The sequence below is a fragment of the Pseudomonas sp. MH9.3 genome (assembly GCF_034354675.1).
Classification (GTDB): Bacteria; Pseudomonadota; Gammaproteobacteria; order Pseudomonadales; family Pseudomonadaceae; genus Aquipseudomonas.
In genome coordinates this window covers 2,296,731-2,316,137 of sequence record NZ_CP133785.1, presented here as the reverse complement: position 1 = coordinate 2,316,137, position 19,407 = coordinate 2,296,731, and the positions used below count along the sequence as shown (strand labels likewise).

The 19,407-nt window shown below is 61.2% G+C and carries 18 protein-coding genes; 12 read left to right on the top strand and 6 right to left on the bottom strand.

Annotated elements, in window-relative coordinates:
• The first annotated feature begins 54 nt into the window (after window positions 1-54).
• Window positions 55-360 carry a hypothetical protein gene (locus RHM60_RS10020; protein WP_322214320.1) on the top strand — a complete coding sequence of 102 codons (306 nt, stop codon included), beginning with the start codon at window positions 55-57 and terminating at the stop codon, window positions 358-360.
• Here RHM60_RS10020 and RHM60_RS10015 read toward each other — a convergent pair.
• The 6 genes from RHM60_RS10015 to RHM60_RS09990 form a co-directional block, all read right to left on the bottom strand.
• Window positions 302-682, bottom strand: a complete 381-nt coding sequence (locus tag RHM60_RS10015; RefSeq protein WP_322214319.1) for a helix-turn-helix transcriptional regulator — start codon at window positions 680-682, stop codon at window positions 302-304. The two genes, RHM60_RS10020 and RHM60_RS10015, sit on opposite strands and share 59 nt — an antisense overlap.
• Before the next feature lie 106 nt (window positions 683-788).
• Window positions 789-1,742: a hypothetical protein gene (locus tag RHM60_RS10010; protein ID WP_322214318.1), complete on the bottom strand. Its 954-nt coding sequence runs from the start codon at window positions 1,740-1,742 to the stop codon at window positions 789-791.
• 385 nt (window positions 1,743-2,127) lie between these two features.
• Entirely contained in the window at window positions 2,128-2,775 is a 648-nt protein-coding gene (locus tag RHM60_RS10005) for an HAD-IB family hydrolase (protein WP_322214317.1), read from the bottom strand.
• Window positions 2,776-2,846: 71 nt separating this feature from the next.
• Complete coding sequence (locus RHM60_RS10000) at window positions 2,847-3,560, bottom strand: HNH endonuclease (RefSeq protein WP_322214316.1); 714 nt, start codon at window positions 3,558-3,560, stop codon at window positions 2,847-2,849.
• Between the two features lie 230 nt (window positions 3,561-3,790).
• On the bottom strand, window positions 3,791-5,041 hold the full coding sequence (locus RHM60_RS09995) for a ribonucleotide-diphosphate reductase subunit beta (protein ID WP_209984029.1): 1,251 nt from the start codon (window positions 5,039-5,041) through the stop codon (window positions 3,791-3,793).
• Between the two features lie 572 nt (window positions 5,042-5,613).
• Window positions 5,614-5,883: a DUF2790 domain-containing protein gene (locus RHM60_RS09990; protein WP_231422915.1), complete on the bottom strand. Its 270-nt coding sequence runs from the start codon at window positions 5,881-5,883 to the stop codon at window positions 5,614-5,616.
• A 397-nt stretch (window positions 5,884-6,280) separates the two neighbouring features.
• On the opposite strand from RHM60_RS09990, the gene acs reads away from it, so the two are divergent.
• The 11 genes from acs to astD all read left to right on the top strand — a co-directional run bounded on the left by acs (window position 6,281) and on the right by astD (window position 19,388).
• Complete coding sequence (acs, locus tag RHM60_RS09985; protein ID WP_209984025.1) at window positions 6,281-8,236, top strand: acetate--CoA ligase; 1,956 nt, start codon at window positions 6,281-6,283, stop codon at window positions 8,234-8,236.
• A gap of 599 nt (window positions 8,237-8,835) precedes the next feature.
• Window positions 8,836-9,621: an ABC transporter substrate-binding protein gene (locus RHM60_RS09980; RefSeq protein ID WP_003233533.1), complete on the top strand. Its 786-nt coding sequence runs from the start codon at window positions 8,836-8,838 to the stop codon at window positions 9,619-9,621.
• 92 nt (window positions 9,622-9,713) lie between these two features.
• Window positions 9,714-10,403, top strand: coding sequence for an ABC transporter permease (locus tag RHM60_RS09975; protein WP_057010047.1), 690 nt, complete (start codon window positions 9,714-9,716; stop codon window positions 10,401-10,403).
• The gene (locus tag RHM60_RS09970) at window positions 10,400-11,098 is read left to right on the top strand and encodes an ABC transporter permease (RefSeq protein WP_060549693.1); all 699 of its coding nucleotides are present in this window, start codon (window positions 10,400-10,402) and stop codon (window positions 11,096-11,098) included. The genes RHM60_RS09975 and RHM60_RS09970 overlap by 4 nt, the downstream gene beginning before the upstream one ends.
• A 1-nt stretch (window position 11,099) precedes the next feature.
• Window positions 11,100-12,212 (top strand): succinylglutamate desuccinylase/aspartoacylase family protein, encoded by a 1,113-nt coding sequence (locus RHM60_RS09965; RefSeq protein ID WP_322214315.1) that lies wholly within the window; start codon window positions 11,100-11,102, stop codon window positions 12,210-12,212.
• A gap of 27 nt (window positions 12,213-12,239) precedes the next feature.
• Window positions 12,240-13,004 carry an ABC transporter ATP-binding protein gene (locus RHM60_RS09960; protein WP_231422917.1) on the top strand — a complete coding sequence of 255 codons (765 nt, stop codon included), beginning with the start codon at window positions 12,240-12,242 and terminating at the stop codon, window positions 13,002-13,004.
• A gap of 210 nt (window positions 13,005-13,214) precedes the next feature.
• Window positions 13,215-14,195: a GlxA family transcriptional regulator gene (locus RHM60_RS09955; RefSeq protein ID WP_057010051.1), complete on the top strand. Its 981-nt coding sequence runs from the start codon at window positions 13,215-13,217 to the stop codon at window positions 14,193-14,195.
• Window positions 14,196-14,418: 223 nt separating this feature from the next.
• A complete protein-coding gene (locus RHM60_RS09950; protein WP_209984016.1) occupies window positions 14,419-15,639 on the top strand; it encodes an aspartate aminotransferase family protein in 1,221 nt (406 codons plus the stop codon).
• Window positions 15,640-15,825: 186 nt separating this feature from the next.
• Entirely contained in the window at window positions 15,826-16,845 is a 1,020-nt protein-coding gene (gene aruF / locus RHM60_RS09945; RefSeq protein ID WP_209984015.1) for an arginine/ornithine succinyltransferase subunit alpha, read from the top strand.
• Window positions 16,846-16,896: 51 nt separating this feature from the next.
• The gene (gene astA / locus RHM60_RS09940; RefSeq protein WP_209984012.1) at window positions 16,897-17,922 is read left to right on the top strand and encodes an arginine N-succinyltransferase; all 1,026 of its coding nucleotides are present in this window, start codon (window positions 16,897-16,899) and stop codon (window positions 17,920-17,922) included.
• The gene (astD, locus tag RHM60_RS09935) at window positions 17,919-19,388 is read left to right on the top strand and encodes a succinylglutamate-semialdehyde dehydrogenase (protein ID WP_322214592.1); all 1,470 of its coding nucleotides are present in this window, start codon (window positions 17,919-17,921) and stop codon (window positions 19,386-19,388) included. Before astA ends, astD begins: the two co-directional genes overlap by 4 nt.
• Window positions 19,389-19,407: the final 19 nt, after the last annotated feature.

Here is a 19,407-nt window from a genome sequence, read left to right as displayed (position 1 = left end):
GGCACGGCCATGAAGGGGGCGCTATCCGGCTCACTCTGTGGCTGGGGCGATTCGATGATCTCCTGGTTTACCCAGGTGATATTTCAGAGCCTGAGCCCGCAAACCCGACTGCACCGCCTGCGCCTGCGGGAAGTGCGGCGCTACGGTGACCAGATACTGGAAGGCGGCAGCCGCCATGCTGACAGCACGGCATTCCTGGCCTGGGCCGCGCGCTACCATGGCAGCAACCACAGCCTGTGCAGTGCGTGTCGGCATGAACGCTGGTTGAAACCGCTGAAGTGTCCGGTTATTCGATTGGATACTACGCACCATTCGGTTGAGGGGTTGATGAGTCAATTGATGACGCTGTTGAACCCATGAACCGCGAGAGAATGCCTGGGGCGGCCGGCTCGGGCGCGGCGGTATCAAACCGGCGCACACTCATCCCCCACCCCGGCGCAAACCCCGGGAAGAACACCAGGCCTTCAGCCTCCAACCGAAACGCCAGCGCCAGGCGCACCTCATCGTCCACCTGCGCGCGGCTTTCAAACTGTTGCACCGACGCCACCGAAACCCCGGCCTGGCGGGCCAGGTCTTCGTGGCTCCAGCCCAGCATGGCACGGGCCTGTACGCTGTGTTTGGCGGTGAATTGGTGCAGGACGATCTGCTGGTCTACGAACGAGCTCATTGCCAGAGAGGACATGGGGTTTCTCCAGGATTCGACGGGAAGGCAAACTATACTGGTTTTTTGTACAGTTGTTTGCGCCGTTCATCTACTGGGCAAATGCGCCGTGTGCACGCGCGACTGCTTAAAGCGTCTGCAGCCCCGGCGCTTCGCGAATAATCAGATGATCCAGGTTCTCGATATTCGCACTGAACACCCCGAACGTCTGCTCGGGGTTCTTTTTGCTCGGCACCTGTTTCAGCTCCGGCGTCACGCCGTAGAAGAAGCAATACAACGCCCGCTCACTGCTCGCCGCCGCCTTGATCTGCTCCAGGAACGCCGTGCGCTTGCGGTAGTTCTCGATGAGTTTTTTGCTCAGGTACACGTTGACCGAATACGGCTTTTTGTCGAGCCACACCTTCTTGTCGAAGTCGATGCGAAAGCTGCTGGTGTAGTCCTTGATGGCCTTGATCCTGCCCCAGTAGATCAGGCCCTTGTTGTCCTGCAGGTATTCGATCTTCTTGAAAAACGTCCAATAGGTCGCGGTGTGCTCGCCGATCTTCAGCGGCATCGCCTTGAGCAGGTCCTTGTCGTCGATGTTCGACACGTAACATTCCACCGGATGGGCGAACACGCTGGTCTTGTCCGGGGTGGTTTCGCTTGAACTCACGGGCAGGCTGACGCGGTTGGCGGACGGGTTCGCAGGCTCAGGCAAGGTCTGCCCCTGGCTGCCGGCAGCTGGCGTTTTGCGCGGGTACCTACGGCGCGTCAATACAAATTCCGAGGGGAAATTATCCTCGCGCGCGTCGTCGCTTTCTCCGCTCGCGGCCTTGTGCAGGCTGGCATAGCGACAGCCGTCGATATGCTGGGTGCCGGTCCTGTTCTTGAAGTGAGGCGTACGCAGGTAATTGACGTTTTTCGCGTTGAACGTGGCCAGCGTATTGCCCGTCTCGAACGCCGCCCGGCATGCATCGTTGGGGCACAGGAAGCTGTCCTTGTCGGAATCGTAGGCGGCGGTTTCGTCGAAATTCAGGTCTCGCACGTCGTAGATCGACAGCTTGTCATCGAGACTCAGGCTATAGGCCGTATCGAACTTCATGGGGCTCGGGTCCGTGAGAGGGATGGCCCGATACTACGCAACTATCAGGCTGACGCAGAGCAAAAATGTGGGAGGCTCCGCCAAGTCTTCGACTTAACGCTGTCGCGCAGCAAACTGGAGCCTATGTGGCGAGCGGGCTTGCCCCGCGTTGGGGGGCGCAGCGCCCCCAATCAAGGGAAACACGGTGTAACTGACGCTGCCCGGAGCACGGTTTTGGGGCTGCTGCGCAGCCCAACGCAGGACAAGCCTGCTCGCCACAGGAATGTGGCTGCCTGGAATTTCAGGTTTTAAATCAAAAAGTTATTTTGTGTTTGATAAGAGCTGTCGAGCCCCGCGAGGCAGCGATGGGATCGCCTCGGTCCACCGCCAACCCCCACCTCGCGCATCAACGCTGCAACCGCGGCCGCCGCTTCTTCTTCGCATGAAAATGCCGAAAATGCGCATCCTGCGCCGCCGCCAGCAACTCGCGATCTCCGCGTGTGTCGCCCCAGGCCCTGAGCCGATAGGCCCCCAGGTCCCCATACACGGCTTCAAGGCGCAGCACCTTGTTCTCGCAGCGGCAATTATTCCCCGTGAGCTTGCCGGTCAGCACGCCGTCCACCACCTCAAGCTCGGTCCCGATCAAGCGGATCCCCAGCCGATCGGCAAACGGCTGCAACACCAACGCCGGCGACGCCGAACACAGCGTCACCACCGCCCCCGAGCCCAACTCCTGCTCCACCGACAACACACCCGCCGGGCGCATCAACCGCGCCCAATTGCGCTGGCAATACTCCTCGGCCTTGCGCTGCACCCACGTCTTCTCCACCCCGGCCATAAAGGTGCGGATCAACTGCGCCTTCAACTCGTCCCGACTGATCTGCCGCACCAGAAAGCGCAGCCCCGGCAGCGCCAGCTTCACGATGCGGCCATAGAACGCGCCCGTGCCGAAAGCGAACTTGAGAAAGGGCACGAAACTGTCGTGGTGGGTGAGGGTGCCGTCGAAGTCAAAGACAGAGAGTACTTTGGCGTCAGCGGGGCCGGCTTCGAGCATGTCTGGGTTCACGGGTTGGCCTCGGTCCTATCGAATATGTTTGAACGTGCATCAGGTGTGACCGCAGGAGTTTACTCCCGTGCCAATCTTCCGACTTTGGCGTAAAGCGCTTCAGTGAAAGCATCCCGGTCGCTCGACCGGTGACAACGCTGATGGCAATTGGGGCACAAGGCTACAGCATTGGAGATGCGATCCGAACCCTTCTGGGCGAGGTGCTTGACGTGATGTACTTCAAGAAATGGCTGGCCGTCGACCTCGAAAGGCGCATTTGAACCGCAGCCTTCGCAGATTCCGTTGGCTTGCTTCAGTACCCAAGCGCGAACCTTTGGGTCACGCACAAAGGCTGCGCTGACGGTGGACACTTTCTGCGGTTGGACGATGCCGTCCGGTAGTTTTGGGAACGGTTGTTGCTGAAGTTTGCAGGCGCGGCGGATAAGTGTTTGCTCATCGGCGGTTTGGGCAGCGTCTTCGGACTCAAAGATACCCTGTGCAGCGAGGGCATGACGGATGCGCTGCTCTACGCCTGAGCCTACGTTTTTGGCTGGCTTATAGCCTTCGATACGGTCCCAACCCATTTGGACGAGTACGGTGGAGATGTTTTGCATACGGAATTCGATGGAGCCTTTTGCGCGACCGGCAACCGGGCCCTCGCGCAGAAGACGGTTCTCGAGGGCTTTGTTGAAGGGTTGCCCGGTCTTTTCCCAGGTCCACATCTTTAGATAAGCCTCGACCGCCGCTGCCAGCTCCGCGTCGCTCCAATCCGTTTTGTCTTTCGTACTATCCATACAGCCGCCGAGGGTAGAAAACCCTCGGACGATACTGAGTAGCCATTATTGCGTCTAGGAAATTTCCTACAAGCTGGACGGGATCGGTGGTCGTCGTCGTTAGTAAATTCGCTGCTTCGTTCGGAAAGGTTGAATGAGCTTTCGCCACCATGACGTGTTTGCGGGAGAATTCATCGGGCATAAAAAAGCCCTGAGTTGATCAGGGCTCATAGTGTTGCTTGGCTAAGGAATCAATCCCAGCTCAACGCCCCACCCGTCTGATACTCAATCACGCGGGTTTCGAAGAAGTTTTTCTCTTTCTTCAAATCCATGATTTCGCTCATCCACGGAAACGGGTTAGTAGTCCCTGGATACTCTTCCTTCAAGCCGATCTGCGACAGACGGCGGTTAGCGATGAACTTGAGGTAATCCTCCATCATCGCCGCATTCATCCCCAGCACCCCACGCGGCATGGTATCCCGCGCGTATTCAATCTCCAGCTGCGTCCCCTGCAGAATCATCTGGGTCGCTTCTTCCTTCATCTCGGCGTCCCACAAATGCGGGTTTTCGATTTTGATCTGGTTGATCACGTCGATACCGAAGTTCAGGTGCATCGACTCATCGCGCAGGATGTACTGGAACTGCTCGGCCACGCCGGTCATTTTGTTGCGGCGGCCCATGGACAGGATCTGGGTGAAGCCGCAGTAGAAGAAGATGCCTTCCAATACGCAGTAGTAGGCGACCAGGTTGCGCAGCAGCTCTTTGTCGGTGTCGACGGTGCCGGTTTCGAACTTCGGATCGGAGATCGAGCGGGTGTACTTGAGGCCCCAGGCTGCTTTTTTAGCGACCGATGGAATCTCGTGGTACATGTTGAAAATCTCGCCTTCATCCATGGCCAGGGATTCGATGCAGTATTGGTAGGCGTGGGTGTGGATCGCTTCTTCGAAGGCCTGGCGCAGGATGTACTGGCGGCATTCCGGGTTGGTGATCAGGCGGTACACGGCCAGCACCAGGTTGTTGGCGACCAGCGAGTCAGCGGTGGAGAAGAAGCCGAGGTTGCGCATGACGATGCGGCGTTCGTCGTCGGTGAGGCCTTCGGGGGTTTTCCACAGGGCGATGTCGGCGGTCATGTTGACCTCTTGCGGCATCCAGTGGTTGGCGCAGCCGTCGAGGTACTTTTGCCAGGCCCAGTCGTATTTGAAAGGCACGAGCTGGTTGAGGTCGGCGCGGCAGTTGATCATGCGCTTTTCGTCGACGGCGACGCGGGCGGCCGAGCCTTCGAGTTCGGCGAGGCCTTCGGCGACGTCGAGTTTGTCCAGCGCTGCCTTGGCGCGCACGATGGCGGCGGAGTCACTGGCGGTAACGGCGCGGGCTTCGATGGCGGCTGCGGCGCCGGCACCGTCGAGGCGGTCCATGTTGGCTTCGGTGGCGTGGCCGGCATTGGCGCCTTTGGTGGCGACTTCGCCGTCTTCTTCTTTGTCGAATTCGTCCCAGCTCAGCATGACGTGTCGTCTCCTGCGTGAGGGCGCAAAGGTGCCCGTGTGAAACCGGATGGTTGGGTGTTCACACGGCCCTCGGGCCGCGGTGGATCTTAAGGAATCGTTTGTTGCAACAGCTCGCGCAGGCAAAAAAACGGAATGGGCTAACGGGTGCTGCGTGAGGCTTGAGGGGCGCAGGTGCAGGTGCAGGTGCTTGCCCTGGCGATGCCTCAGGTCTGGCTCTTCGTCCCTGTGTAAAGGGATATTGCAGGCCCGATTTACCCGCGCATTATAGGGAAAAAATCGGCTTTGTGTTGTGGCGGATGGTCACGGTGGGGGCGCAGGCAGGCGGGTATTTGGGCTAAGGCGAGGATTTACAGGGGGTTAGCGAGGCTGGAAATTTTTGAGGGGTGGTGGGGTGGTTTGTTGATGCCGGGGGGAGGGTATTTGGCGAGGATTGTGGTGGTGTGGCGGCTATCGCCTTCGCGAGCAAGCCCGCTCCCACAATGGGATTGGGGGCAGCGCCTGAATCGCATTCCAGTCAGCAAATGGCTCTTGGCCGCAAGAGCAATGTCCTGCGGCGAGCAAGAATCCGCTTATCCGTTGGAGCAACCGCCGCCCATCACGTGGTACTTGAGAATATGCCGCTGACCCTGGGAATCGTCATATTCCATTTGCACCGGTACCACGCGGCATACATCGGGAACGTTGCTCATGTGCACCACCTTGGCGACATCGAGGTGGGTGCTGTAGCTGTAATCTTCAACAATCGGCGCGTCGCGGCCGGCCAGTTCGGTGGGGGCCTCGTCGGCCAGGGCGGCGGTGGCGCACAGGCTGCTGAGGGTCATTATCAATAAAGCTTTCATCGGGTCTGTCTACCTTTTTCAGGGCGAGAGGGGTCACGAGGCCCTTGTGAGGCCACGCGTGTCACTTGAGAGTTGGGACGTTCGGATTAACGTGGCCTGGGTGGGGGCTGTTGCGTTGTTAATCGCGGTGCCTTGTTGGCGGAGTTGATTTTAGGCGTGCGGGCGTTGTTCATATACCCGTGCTTTTGATAAACACTTTTGGTGGTTTTTGTAACAATCGGCCGGCCAGGGTTTTTTCAGTACGTCGCAAAGCGCCACGGGGCGCGGGCCAGAGCAGCAAGGGCTATGGCGGGGCAATTTGTAGGGTCTTGTTACTACCATCGTCGAATGGTTCTATAGGTCTGGCCCGGCTACAACGGGGCCATACAACAACAACTATGTCACCGAGGTAAGAAAGATGAGTGCGGCTTCCCTGTACCCCGTTCGTCCCGAAGTAGCAGCCAACACGCTGACCGACGAGGCGACCTACAAGGCGATGTACCAGCAGTCGGTGGTCAATCCCGATGGCTTCTGGCGCGAGCAAGCCCAGCGTCTGGACTGGATCAAGCCTTTCACCACGGTGAAGCAGACTTCGTTCGACGATCACCATGTCGACATCAAGTGGTTCGCCGATGGCACCTTGAACGTTTCCTACAATTGCCTGGACCGTCACCTCGCCGAGCGTGGCGACCAGATCGCGATCATCTGGGAGGGCGATGACCCTGCCGAGAGCCGCAACATCACTTACCGCGAGCTGCATGAGCAGGTCTGCAAGTTCGCCAACGCCCTGCGTGGCCAGGACGTGCACCGTGGCGACGTGGTGACCATCTACATGCCGATGATCCCCGAAGCCGTGGTCGCCATGCTGGCCTGTACCCGCATCGGCGCGATCCACTCGGTGGTGTTCGGTGGTTTTTCCCCGGAAGCCCTGGCCGGTCGCATCATCGACTGTAAGTCGAAAGTGGTGATCACCGCCGACGAAGGCATCCGAGCCGGTAAGAAGATTCCGCTCAAGGCCAACGTCGACGACGCGCTGACCAACCCGGAAACCAGCAGCATCCAGAAGGTCATCGTGTGCAAGCGCACCAATGGCGCGATCAAGTGGAACCAGCATCGCGACATCTGGTACGAAGACCTGATGAAAGTGGCCGGCACCGTGTGTGCGCCCAAAGAGATGGGCGCTGAAGAAGCGCTGTTCATCCTTTATACCTCCGGCTCCACCGGCAAGCCCAAGGGCGTGCAGCACACCACCGGCGGCTACCTGTTGTACGCGGCGCTCACCCATGAGCGCGTGTTCGACTACCGTCCGGGCGAAATCTACTGGTGCACCGCCGACGTCGGCTGGGTCACCGGCCACACCTACATCGTCTACGGCCCGCTGGCCAATGGCGCGACTACCTTGCTGTTCGAAGGCGTGCCGAACTACCCGGACATCACCCGGGTGGCGAAGATCGTCGACAAGCACAAGGTCAATATCCTCTACACCGCACCGACCGCAATCCGCGCAATGATGGCCTCGGGCACCGCTGCCTGCGAAGGCGCCGACGGCAGCAGCCTGCGTCTGCTCGGTTCGGTGGGGGAGCCGATCAACCCGGAAGCGTGGGACTGGTACTACAAGAACGTCGGCCAATCCCGTTGCCCGATTGTCGACACCTGGTGGCAGACCGAAACCGGCGGCAACATGATGAGCCCGCTGCCGGGCGCCCATGCGCTCAAGCCGGGTTCGGCGGCGCGGCCGTTCTTTGGCGTGGTGCCGGCGTTGGTGGATAACCTGGGCAACCTGATTGAAGGCGCCGCCGAAGGCAACCTGGTGATCCTCGATTCCTGGCCGGGCCAGGCGCGTACGCTGTTTGGCGACCATGACCGGTTTGTGGACACCTACTTCAAGACCTTCCGTGGCATGTACTTCACCGGTGACGGTGCGCGGCGTGACGAGGACGGCTACTACTGGATCACCGGGCGGGTGGACGACGTGCTGAACGTGTCCGGCCACCGCATGGGCACGGCGGAGATTGAAAGTGCCATGGTGGCGCACCCGAAAGTCGCGGAAGCGGCGGTGGTGGGCGTGCCGCACGACATCAAGGGGCAGGGCATCTATGTGTACGTCACCCTTAAAAATGGCGAAGAGCCGAACGAAGCGCTGCGCCTGGAGCTGAAGAACTGGGTGCGCAAAGAGATCGGCCCGATTGCCTCGCCGGACGTGATCCAGTGGGCGCCGGGCTTGCCGAAGACGCGTTCGGGGAAAATCATGCGGCGCATCCTGCGCAAGATTGCCACGGCTGAGTACGACGGGCTGGGCGACATCTCCACCCTGGCTGATCCGGGTGTGGTGGCGCAATTGATCGAAACGCACAAGACCATGAACGCCGCGTAAGGCTCGGCCAACACAGAAACTCCAATGTGGGAGGGGCTTGCTCCCGATGGCGGCGTATCAGTCAAACCTCTGTGGCTGACACACCGCCCTCGGCAGCAACCCCCTCCCACATTTTTTTGAGTCACATTTGCAGGGCCAATCTCTATTACCAATAAATATCCACTTCTGCAGTGACCGACTTCCTGGCGTTACCGCCCGGCGCAAATGTGTAACCTGCCGCCCAAACCTGAGGCATCCCCCTACACCCTCGCTCCAAAAAGCCGCACCCCCATCCCCCTTTGAAATAAGATTTAACACCACACTTGCCGTGCCAGAAGGGTTTGCGAATAATAGGCCCGCAATTTGCAGCATCAACAGGTTTAATATCTTTTGTCTCTGCATAAAAATCAGAGGCTGTCAATGTGCTGGAACCGCTTTCTCAGTGCTTCTGTAAATTGTTGTCGCATTGAAGAAATATCGGCTTCCGGCCTGTCGTTAGAATGCCGATCACTCGCTCGTCGTCGCAGGCTGTGCCTGAGCACGGACGCAGCGCCGCTATTCGCCGCATCGTGGGCCATGGCTCATACTGCTGTTTTGCCCTATACCGATGGAGTCCCATGATGAAGAAACTCGTGCTGTTGGGCGCCCTGGCGCTGTCCGTGTTGTCGATGCAGGCTTTCGCTGAAGGCAAGCCTCTGAAAATTGGTATCGAAGCGGCTTATCCTCCGTTTGCTTCCAAGGCGCCGGATGGGAGTATCGTCGGCTTTGACTACGACATCGGCAACGCCCTGTGCGAAGAGATGCAGGTCAAGTGCACCTGGGTCGAGCAGGAATTCGACGGCCTGATCCCTGCGCTGAAAGTGCGCAAGATCGACGCGATTCTGTCGTCCATGTCCATCACTGACGACCGCAAGAAGTCCGTGGACTTCACCAACCGCTACTACCTGACCCCGGCGCGCCTGGTATTGAAGGAAGGCACCACCGTCAGTGACAGCCTGGACGAACTCAAGGGCAAGAAGATCGGCGTACAGCGTGGCTCGATCCACGACCGTTTCGCCCGTGAAGTGCTGGCGCCAAAAGGTGCCGACATCAAGGGTTACAGCACCCAGAACGAAATCTACCTGGACGTGGCCGCCGGTCGCCTCGACGGCACCGTCGCCGACGCCACCCTGCTCGAAGACGGTTTCCTCAAGACCGACGCCGGCAAAGGCTACGCGTTCGTGGGCCCGGCCTTCACCGACGTCAAATACTTCGGCGACGGCGTAGGCATCGCGGTACGTAAAGGCGACAAGGAAAACCTGGACCGCATCAACGCAGCCATTGCCGCGATCCGTGCCAACGGCAAGTACCAGGCCATCGAGAAAAAGTACTTCAACTTCGACATTTACGGTCCTGAAACCAAGTAAACCGTCGTAGCTGTCCGTCCCCAATGGCGCAAGCAACAGAGCATTCTGAAGTTTGCGCCATTTTTTCATCCCCCTTTTCGAGGACCTGAATCATGTTGAAAGGCTACGGGGCCGTTATCCTCGATGGCGCATGGTTGACGCTTCAGCTCGCCTTGTCGTCGATGGCCTTGGCCATTGTTCTGGGTCTGATCGGGGTCGCGCTGCGCCTGTCGCCGGTGCGCTGGCTGGCCTGGCTGGGTGACTTGTACTCCACGGTGATCCGCGGGATCCCCGACCTAGTGCTGATCCTGCTGATTTTCTACGGCGGTCAGGACCTGCTCAACCGCGTCGCGCCGATGCTCGGCTTTGACGACTATATCGACTTGAACCCCATGGCCGCCGGCATCGGCACCCTGGGTTTCATCTTTGGCGCCTACCTGTCGGAAACTTTCCGCGGCGCCTTCATGGCCATTCCCAAGGGGCAGGCCGAGGCCGGCCTGGCGTATGGCATGAGCGCTTTCCAGGTGTTTTTCCGGGTGATGGTGCCGCAGATGATTCGGCTGGCGATCCCCGGGTTTACCAACAACTGGCTGGTGCTCACCAAGGCCACCGCGCTGATTTCAGTGGTGGGCCTGCAAGACATGATGTTCAAGGCCAAACAGGCGGCCGACGCCACCCGTGAGCCTTTTACCTTCTTCCTCGCAGTGGCGGCGATGTACCTGGTGATCACCAGCGTGTCGTTGCTGGCCTTGCGTTACCTCGAGAAGCGCTACTCGGTAGGCGTAAGGGCGGCCGATCTATGATCTTCGACTACAACGTCATCTGGGAGGCCATGCCGCTGTACCTCGGCGGCCTGCTGACCACCCTCAAACTGCTCGCCATTTCGCTGTTCTTCGGCCTGCTCGCTGCCTTGCCCCTGGGCCTGATGCGCGTGTCCAAACAGCCGATCGTCAACGGCATCGCCTGGCTCTATACCTATGTGATTCGCGGCACGCCGATGCTGGTGCAGCTGTTTTTGATCTACTACGGCCTGGCCCAGTTCGAAGCGGTACGTGAAAGCTTTCTCTGGCCGTGGCTGTCGAGCGCCACGTTCTGCGCGTGCCTGGCCTTTGCGATCAACACCAGCGCCTACACCGCCGAGATCATCGCCGGCAGTCTCAAGGCCACGCCCAATGGCGAGATCGAAGCGGCCAAGGCCATGGGCATGTCGCGCTATAAGCTGTACCGCCGCATCCTGTTGCCGTCGGCCCTGCGCCGTGCGCTGCCGCAATACAGCAACGAAGTGATCATGATGCTGCAGACCACGAGCCTGGCCTCCATCGTCACGCTGATCGACATCACCGGTGCCGCGCGCACGGTGAACGCGCAGTATTACCTGCCGTTCGAAGCCTACATCACCGCCGGCGTGTTCTACCTGTGCCTGACCTTCATCCTGGTGCGCCTGTTCAAGTTGGCCGAGCGCCGCTGGCTGAGCTACCTGGCTCCACGGAAGCACTGATATGGAACGTATCGATCACCTGTTGCCCTGGGGCCACCTGGGCTGCGAGCGCCAACTGAGCGTGTTTCGCTTTGGCAGCGGCGAGCGCAAGGCCTATATCCAGGCCAGCCTGCACGCCGATGAACTGCCCGGCATGCGTGCCGCCTGGGAGCTGAAAAAACGTCTCACCGAACTGGAACAGCAAGGCGCCCTCAACGGGGTGATCGAGCTGGTGCCGGTGGCCAACCCGATGGGCCTGGGCCAGCTGTTGCAAGGCAGCCACCAGGGCCGTTTCGAAGTGGGCAGCGGCAAGAATTTCAACCGTGATTTCGTCGAACTCAGCGAGCCGGTGACGCAGTTGCTGCACGGCAGGCTTGGCGATGATCCCCATGCCAATGTGCGTCTGATTCGCCAGGCCATGAGCGACGCGCTCAACGCCTTGCCCGAACCTGGCAGCCAGTTGCAGGGCATGCAGCGCGTACTGCTGAGCCATGCCTGCACTGCCGACATCGTCCTCGACCTGCATTGCGACGCCGAAGCCGCGCTGCACATGTACGCATTGCCCCAGCACTGGCCGCAGTGGCGTTCGCTGGCGGCGCATTTGAATGTGAAGGTCGGTCTGCTGGCGGAAGATTCCGGCGGCAGCTCGTTCGACGAGGCCTGTTCGTTGCCGTGGCTGCGGTTGTCGCGGGCGTTCCCCGAGGCGCAGATCCCGCTGGCGTGCCTGGCGACCACCCTGGAGCTGGGCGGCCAGGCCGATACCGGGCGTGACGAAGCCATCTTCCACGCCGAAGGCATCCTCGCGTTTCTCGCCGAGCAGGGGCTGATCAGGGGCGAATGGCCCGCGCCGCAGTACGAGGCCTGCGAGGGCGTGCCCTTCGAAGGCACCGAGTTGCTGTTCGCGCCCCACGCCGGGGTGATCAGTTACCTGCGTAAAGCCGGTGAGCGGGTAGACGCCGGCGATGAAATTTTTGAAGTGATCGACCCCGTCAACGACCGCGTCAGCACCATTTGTGCGGGCACCTCGGGGGTGTTGTTCGCCGTTGAACGGCTGCGTTATGCCCAAGCGGGTTTCTGGCTGGCCAAGGTGGCGGGGCGCGAAGCGCTGCGTCACGGGCGCTTGCTCAACGACTGACCACCTGTTTTTGTGAGAACCGACCGCATGTACAAGCTTGAAGTCCAAGACCTGCATAAACGCTATGGCAGTCATGAAGTGCTCAAGGGCGTGTCCCTGGCCGCCGCGGCCGGTGATGTGATCAGCATCATCGGCTCCAGCGGTTCAGGCAAAAGCACCTTTTTGCGCTGCATCAACCTGCTGGAGCAGCCCCACGCCGGCAAGATTCTGCTCAACAACGAAGAGCTGAACCTGGTGGCCACCAAGGACGGCGCCCTGCGCGCCGCCGACCCCAAACAGTTGCAGCGCATGCGTTCGCGCCTGTCCATGGTGTTCCAGCATTTCAACCTGTGGTCGCACATGACCGCGCTGGAAAACGTGATGGAAGCCCCGGTGCATGTGCTCGGCGTGTCGAAAAAAGACGCCCGCGAAAAGGCCGAGCACTACCTGGCCAAGGTCGGCGTAGGCCATCGCAAGGATGCCTTCCCCGGCCACATGTCCGGTGGCGAGCAGCAGCGCGTGGCGATTGCCCGCGCCCTGGCGATGGAACCGGAGGTGATGCTGTTCGACGAACCCACCTCGGCGCTCGACCCGGAGCTGGTGGGCGATGTGCTCAAGGTGATGCAGGACCTGGCCCAGGAAGGCCGCACCATGGTGGTGGTGACTCACGAAATGGGCTTTGCCCGTGAGGTGTCGAACCAGCTGGTGTTCCTGCACAAAGGCATCGTCGAGGAGCGCGGCAACCCGCGCGAAGTGCTGGTGAACCCGCAGTCCGAGCGCTTGCAGCAGTTCCTGTCCGGCAGCCTGAAATAGCCCTTACTGCCTGGAATTGCTTTTGCTTTATGTGGGAGGGCGCTTGCTCCCGATAGCAGTGTGTCAGTCAACACGTGTGTATCTGCCATACCGCCATCGGGAGCAAGCCCCCTCCCACATTGATCTTCATCAGTTTTTGAGATTTGTGTTGGTTTACGGGCTAGCATTGGCCCTTGTCTTCATTACCGTTCTTTGTTTCGGATAGCCTCAATGACCGCCCACAAAATTGGTTTTCTCATCTGGCCCAGCACCAAGGCACTGACGCTTGCGCTGGCTGAGGAGGCTTTGCGCGTTGCTCAGCGGGTGCATCCGGAGGTGATCTACGAACTGTCGTTTCTGCACGCCGAGCCGCCGATCCATGGCGCCTGGCAACTGCCGGGCGAGCCGTGGGCGGGCAAGCTCGAAGGCTTTCAGAAATTGTTTCTGCTGGCGGACGAGCCGCCCACCGTCATCGCGTCCCAGCTCAGCAGCGCGCTCAAGCAACTGGTGCGCGCCGGCTGCGTGATCGGTGGCCTGTCGGCCGGTGTGTACCCGCTGGCCCAGCTCGGCCTGCTCGACGGCTACCGTGCCGCCGTGCACTGGCGCTGGCAGGACGACTTTGCCGAGCGCTTCCCCAAGGTCATTGCCACCAGCCACCTGTTCGACTGGGACCGCGACCGTCTGACGGCCTGCGGTGGCATGTCGGTGCTCGACCTGCTGCTGGCGGTGCTGGCCCGCGACCACGGCGCTGAGCTGGCCGGTGCCGTCTCCGAAGAACTGGTGGTGGAGCGCATCCGCGAAGGCGGCGAGCGCCAGCGTATTCCGCTGCAAAACCGCTTGGGCTCCAGCCATCCGAAGCTGACCCAGGCTGTACTGCTGATGGAAGCCAATATCGAAGAACCGCTGACCACCGATGAAATCGCCCAGCACGTGTGCGTGTCGCGACGACAACTGGAACGGATCTTCAAGCAATACCTCAACCGTGTTCCCAGCCAGTATTACCTGGAATTGCGCCTGAACAAGGCGCGCCAGATGCTCATGCAAACCAGCAAGTCGATCATCCAGATCGGCCTGTCGTGCGGCTTTTCCTCGGGGCCGCACTTCTCCAGCGCCTACCGCAACTTCTTCGGCGCCACCCCCCGTGAAGACCGCAACCAGCGCCGCAGCAGCAGCCCGTTCGAGTTGTCGTCGGTGCCGTCCGAGCGCGGTTGAGGTGTGAGGCGCAAAATTCCTGCGCCACTGCCGCAAAAACCGTCTCATCCGTTTAAACTGCGCCATTGCGATGCTATATGTCGCATTGGCGTAAACCCGCGTAAAACCGGGGTTTGCGCTATAAGAAGTTGTCGCTTGGCGGCAAGGCCGCCCGGAAAACTGTCCTTACAATCCCTGCATCGTCCGCCAGTTTCAGGCGGGCGTTCCTCTTCAGGAGACTCCGATGTCCGTTGAGCAAGCCCCGGTGCAACGTGCCGATTTCGACCAGGTAATGGTGCCCAACTACGCACCCGCCGCCTTCATCCCTGTGCGTGGCCAAGGCTCGCGCGTGTGGGACCAGGCCGGTCGCGAGCTGATCGACTTTGCCGGCGGCATCGCGGTCAATGTGTTGGGCCATGCGCACCCCGCGCTGGTCGGTGCACTCACCGAACAGGCCAACCGGCTGTGGCATGTGTCCAACGTCTTCACCAACGAGCCGGCCCTGCGCCTGGCGCACAAGCTGATCGACGCCACCTTTGCCGAGCGCGTGTTCTTCTGCAACTCCGGCGCCGAAGCCAACGAGGCCGCGTTCAAGCTGGCCCGTCGCGTGGCGTTCGACCGGTTCGGCACTGAGAAGTACGAGATCATCGCCGCGCTCAACAGCTTCCACGGCCGAACCCTGTTCACCGTCAACGTCGGTGGCCAGTCCAAGTACTCCGATGGCTTCGGGCCTAAAATTACCGGCATCACCCACGTTCCTTATAACGACCTGGCCGCGTTGAAGGCCGCCGTGTCGGACAAGACCTGCGCGGTGGTGCTCGAACCGATCCAGGGCGAGGGCGGCGTATTGCCGGCCGAGCTGGCTTACCTGCAAGGCGCGCGCGAACTGTGCGATGCCAACGACGCGCTGCTGGTGTTCGACGAAGTGCAGACCGGCATGGGCCGCAGCGGCCACCTGTTCGCTTACCAGCACTACGGCGTGACGCCGGACATCCTCACCAGCGCCAAGAGCCTGGGCGGCGGTTTCCCGATTGCTGCGATGCTCACCACCGAAGCGCTGGCCAAGCACCTGGTGGTCGGCACCCACGGCACCACTTACGGCGGCAACCCGCTGGCGTGCGCGGTGGCCGAAGCGGTGATCGACGTGATCAACACCCCGCACGTGTTGGCGGGCGTGAACGCCAAGCACGAGCAGTTCAAGGCGCGCCTGCAGCAGATCGGCACGCAATACGGCATTTTCAGCGAGGTGCGCGGCCTGGGCCTGTTGATCGGTTGCGTGCTCAGCGACGCATTCAAGGGCAGGGCCAAGGACGTGTTCAACGCGGCCGAGAAAGAAAACCTGATGGTCCTGCAAGCCGGCCCGGACGTGGTGCGTTTTGCGCCGAGTCTGGTGGTGGAAGAGGCAGACATCAACGAAGGCCTGGATCGTTTTGAGCGTGCGGTAAAAACGCTGACCCAGGCCTGATAAAAATCTATCCGCCGGACCGGACCCAATGTGGGAGGGGCTTGCTCCCGATTGCTGTCTGTCAGTTGATACATCAGAGACTGATCCACCGCTATCGGGAGCAAGCCCCCTCCCACATTGGAACTGAGTTGTACCCGGGCTTCCCGGTATTTTCCCCATGAGTTTTTCGAGTTAAGGAGTGACCCCATGCTGGTGATGCGCCCCGCGCAAATGGCTGACCTGGGCGAGGTACAGCGTCTGGCTGCGGACAGCCCGATTGGTGTCACTTCCCTGCCGGACGATGTGGAACGCCTGAGCGACAAGATCGCCGCCAGCGAAGCCTCATTCGCCGCCGAGGTGAGTTTCAACGGCGAAGAAAGCTATTTCTTCGTGCTCGAAGACACGGCCACCGGCAAGCTCGCCGGTTGCTCGGCCATCGTTGCCTCGGCCGGTTACTCCGAGCCGTTCTACAGTTTCCGTAATGAAACCTTCGTGCACGCCTCCCGCGAGCTGAAGATCCACAACAAGATCCACGTGCTTTCCCAATGCCACGACCTGACCGGCAACAGCCTGCTCACCAGTTTCTACGTGGTGCCTGAGCTGGTCGGTTCGCCGTGGTCGGAACTCAATTCCCGTGGCCGCCTGCTGTTCGTCGCCAGCCACCCCGAGCGCTTTGCCGACTCGGTGGTGACCGAGATCGTCGGTTACAGCGACGAGAACGGTGATTCGCCATTCTGGGACGCCATTGGCCGCAACTTCTTCGACCTCAATTACGCCGCCGCCGAGCGCCTGTGCGGGCTCAAAAGCCGCACGTTTCTCGCCGAACTGATGCCCCATTACCCGATCTACGTGCCGCTGTTGCCGGACGCCGCCCAGGAGGCGATGGGCCAGGTGCACCCGCGGGCGCAGATCACGTTCGACATCCTCATGCGCGAAGGCTTCGAGACCGACCATTACATCGACATCTTCGACGGCGGCCCGACCCTGCATGCACGAGTCTCGGGCATTCGCTCGATTGCCCAGAGCCGCGTGGTGCCAGTGAAGATCGGTGAGATGGTCAAGGGCGCAGGCCGCCAGTACCTGGTGAGCAACGCGCAGTTGCAGGATTACCGCGCGGTGATGCTGGAGCTGGACTACGCGCCCGGCAAACCGGTGGTCCTCGACCTGGCAGCGGCTGAAGCGTTGGGCGTGGGCGAAGGCGCGAGTGTGCGTCTGGTTGCGGTTTAAAGAGAGAGTTTCGCGGGTGGCTGACCACAGCGGCCCGTTCGAGGAGATAGCATGATCGTTCGTCCCGTACGCAGCAGCGATTTACCGGCCCTGATTGATCTGGCGCGCAGCACCGGCACCGGCCTCACCACCTTGCCGGCCAACGAGGAACGCTTGACCCATCGGGTAGGCTGGGCCGAAAAGACCTTTCGTGGCGACGCCGGGCGCGGCGATGCCGACTACCTGTTCGTGCTGGAAAACGACGAAGGCCGAGTGGTGGGCATTTCCGCCATTGCCGGTGCCGTCGGCCTGCGCGAACCCTGGTACAACTTTCGTGTCGGCCTCACCGTCAGCGCCTCACAGGAGTTGAATATCTACCGCGAGATCCCGACGCTGTTTCTGGCCAACGACCTCACCGGCAATTCCGAATTGTGCTCGCTGTTTCTGCACGCCGATTACCGCAACGGCCTCAACGGCCGCATGCTGGCCAAGGCGCGCATGCTGTTTATCGCCGAGTTCCCGCAGTTGTTCGGCAACAAGATCATCGCCGAGATGCGCGGGGTGTCCAACGACGCCGGACGCTCGCCGTTCTGGGAAAGCCTGGGCCGCCACTTCTTCAAGATGGAATTCAGCCAGGCCGACTACCTCACCGGCGTGGGCAACAAGGCGTTCATTGCCGAACTGATGCCGAAGTTTCCGCTGTACAGCTGCTTTCTTTCCGAAGACGCGCGCAACGTGATTGGCAAGGTGCACCCCGATACCGAACCGGCGTTGAGCATGCTCAAGAGCGAGGGTTTCAGTTATCAGGGCTACGTGGATATTTTCGACGCCGGCCCGGCAGTGGAATGTGAAACCGCCAGGATCCGTGCGGTGCGCGACAGTCAGGCGCTGGTGCTGGCCATCGGCACGCCGGGGGACGACGCCACGCCGTTCCTGATCCATAACCGCAAGCGCGAAGACTGCCGCATCACCGCCGCGCCGGCGCGCCTGGCTGCCGGTACGCTGGTAGTCGACCCGTTGACCGCCAAGCGCCTGCAACTGGTGGTGGGTGATCAAGTGCGCGCCGTACCGTTGTCTGCTGCCCGGGAGTCGAAATAATGAATTCGCTGTATATCGCAGGAAGCTGGCTGGCTGGCCAGGGAGAGCTGTTCGAATCGCGCAACCCGGTGACCCAGCAGGTGCTGTGGGCCGGCCACGGCGCCACTGTGGAGCAGGTCGAGTCCGCCGTGCAGGCCGCGCGCCAGGCGTTCCCGGCCTGGGCCCGGCGCTCGCTGGAGGAGCGTATCAGCGTGCTCGAAGCCTTCGCGGCCACCCTGAAAAAGCGCGCCGATGAAATCGCCCGCTGCATCGGTGAAGAAACCGGCAAGCCCCTGTGGGAGTCGGCCACCGAAGTCACCAGCATGGCCAACAAGATTGCCATCTCGGTGCAAAGCTACCGTGAGCGCACCGGCGAGAAGAGCGGCCCTCTGGGCGACGCCACCGCCGTGCTGCGTCACAAACCCCACGGCGTGGTGGCGGTGTTCGGCCCGTACAACTTCCCGGGCCACTTGCCCAACGGACACATCGTGCCGGCGTTGCTGGCGGGCAATACCGTGCTGTTCAAACCGAGCGAGCTCACCCCCAAAGTCGCCGAGCTGACCGTGCAATGCTGGATCGACGCCGGCCTGCCAGCGGGCGTGCTGAACCTGCTGCAGGGCGCACGCGAGACCGGCATCGCGCTGGCCGCCAACCCTGGCATCGACGGGTTGTTCTTCACCGGCTCCAGCCGCACCGGCAATCACCTGCACCAGCAGTTCTCCGGGCGCCCGGACAAGATCCTGGCCCTGGAAATGGGCGGCAATAACCCGCTGGTGGTCGATGAAGTGGCCGATGTGGATGCAGCGGTGTACACCATTATCCAGTCGGCATTCATCTCGGCCGGCCAGCGCTGCACCTGCGCGCGCCGCCTGCTGGTGCCGCAAGGCGCCTGGGGCGATGCCCTGCTCGCACGCCTGGTGGCGGTTTGCGCGACCCTCGAAGTGGGCGCGTTCGACCAGCAACCGGCACCGTTCATGGGCTCGGTGATTTCCCTCGCGGCGGCCAAGGCGTTGATGGACGCGCAGGAATGGATGCTGGCCAATGGCGCGGTCGCGCTGTTGGAGATGACTCAACCCCAGGACCAGGCCGCGCTGCTCACCCCGGGCATTATCGACGTGACGCACGTGAGCGAGCGCGAAGACGAAGAGTTGTTCGGCCCGCTGCTGCAGGTGATTCGCTACGCCGATTTCGAGGCGGCGATTGTCGAGGCCAACAACACTCAATACGGCCTGGCCGCAGGCTTGCTGTCGGACTCCGACGCGCGCTACCAGCAGTTCTGGCTGGAAAGCCGGGCGGGCATCGTCAACTGGAACAAGCAACTGACCGGCGCCGCCAGCACCGCGCCGTTCGGCGGGGTAGGCGCCTCGGGCAATCATCGCGCCAGTGCGTATTACGCGGCGGATTATTGCGCGTATCCGGTGGCGTCGCTGGAGACCCCGAGTCTGACGTTGCCAGCAGCACTGACCCCGGGCATCACACTGCTCTGAAAGTGTGTGTGAGCCCTTG

What these genes read in the sequence shown, in the direction of transcription:
- RHM60_RS10020 (WP_322214320.1), top strand. Translation starts at nt 55, where the DNA reads ATGATCTCCTGGTTTACCCAGGTGATATTTCAGAGCCTGAGCCCGCAA.
- RHM60_RS10015 (WP_322214319.1), bottom strand. Translation starts at nt 682, where the DNA reads ATGTCCTCTCTGGCAATGAGCTCGTTCGTAGACCAGCAGATCGTCCTG.
- RHM60_RS10010 (WP_322214318.1), bottom strand. Translation starts at nt 1,742, where the DNA reads ATGAAGTTCGATACGGCCTATAGCCTGAGTCTCGATGACAAGCTGTCG.
- RHM60_RS10005 (WP_322214317.1), bottom strand. Translation starts at nt 2,775, where the DNA reads ATGCTCGAAGCCGGCCCCGCTGACGCCAAAGTACTCTCTGTCTTTGAC.
- RHM60_RS10000 (WP_322214316.1), bottom strand. Translation starts at nt 3,560, where the DNA reads ATGGATAGTACGAAAGACAAAACGGATTGGAGCGACGCGGAGCTGGCA.
- RHM60_RS09995 (WP_209984029.1), bottom strand. Translation starts at nt 5,041, where the DNA reads ATGCTGAGCTGGGACGAATTCGACAAAGAAGAAGACGGCGAAGTCGCC.
- RHM60_RS09990 (WP_231422915.1), bottom strand. Translation starts at nt 5,883, where the DNA reads ATGAAAGCTTTATTGATAATGACCCTCAGCAGCCTGTGCGCCACCGCC.
- acs (WP_209984025.1), top strand. Translation starts at nt 6,281, where the DNA reads ATGAGTGCGGCTTCCCTGTACCCCGTTCGTCCCGAAGTAGCAGCCAAC.
- RHM60_RS09980 (WP_003233533.1), top strand. Translation starts at nt 8,836, where the DNA reads ATGAAGAAACTCGTGCTGTTGGGCGCCCTGGCGCTGTCCGTGTTGTCG.
- RHM60_RS09975 (WP_057010047.1), top strand. Translation starts at nt 9,714, where the DNA reads ATGTTGAAAGGCTACGGGGCCGTTATCCTCGATGGCGCATGGTTGACG.
- RHM60_RS09970 (WP_060549693.1), top strand. Translation starts at nt 10,400, where the DNA reads ATGATCTTCGACTACAACGTCATCTGGGAGGCCATGCCGCTGTACCTC.
- RHM60_RS09965 (WP_322214315.1), top strand. Translation starts at nt 11,100, where the DNA reads ATGGAACGTATCGATCACCTGTTGCCCTGGGGCCACCTGGGCTGCGAG.
- RHM60_RS09960 (WP_231422917.1), top strand. Translation starts at nt 12,240, where the DNA reads ATGTACAAGCTTGAAGTCCAAGACCTGCATAAACGCTATGGCAGTCAT.
- RHM60_RS09955 (WP_057010051.1), top strand. Translation starts at nt 13,215, where the DNA reads ATGACCGCCCACAAAATTGGTTTTCTCATCTGGCCCAGCACCAAGGCA.
- RHM60_RS09950 (WP_209984016.1), top strand. Translation starts at nt 14,419, where the DNA reads ATGTCCGTTGAGCAAGCCCCGGTGCAACGTGCCGATTTCGACCAGGTA.
- aruF (WP_209984015.1), top strand. Translation starts at nt 15,826, where the DNA reads ATGCTGGTGATGCGCCCCGCGCAAATGGCTGACCTGGGCGAGGTACAG.
- astA (WP_209984012.1), top strand. Translation starts at nt 16,897, where the DNA reads ATGATCGTTCGTCCCGTACGCAGCAGCGATTTACCGGCCCTGATTGAT.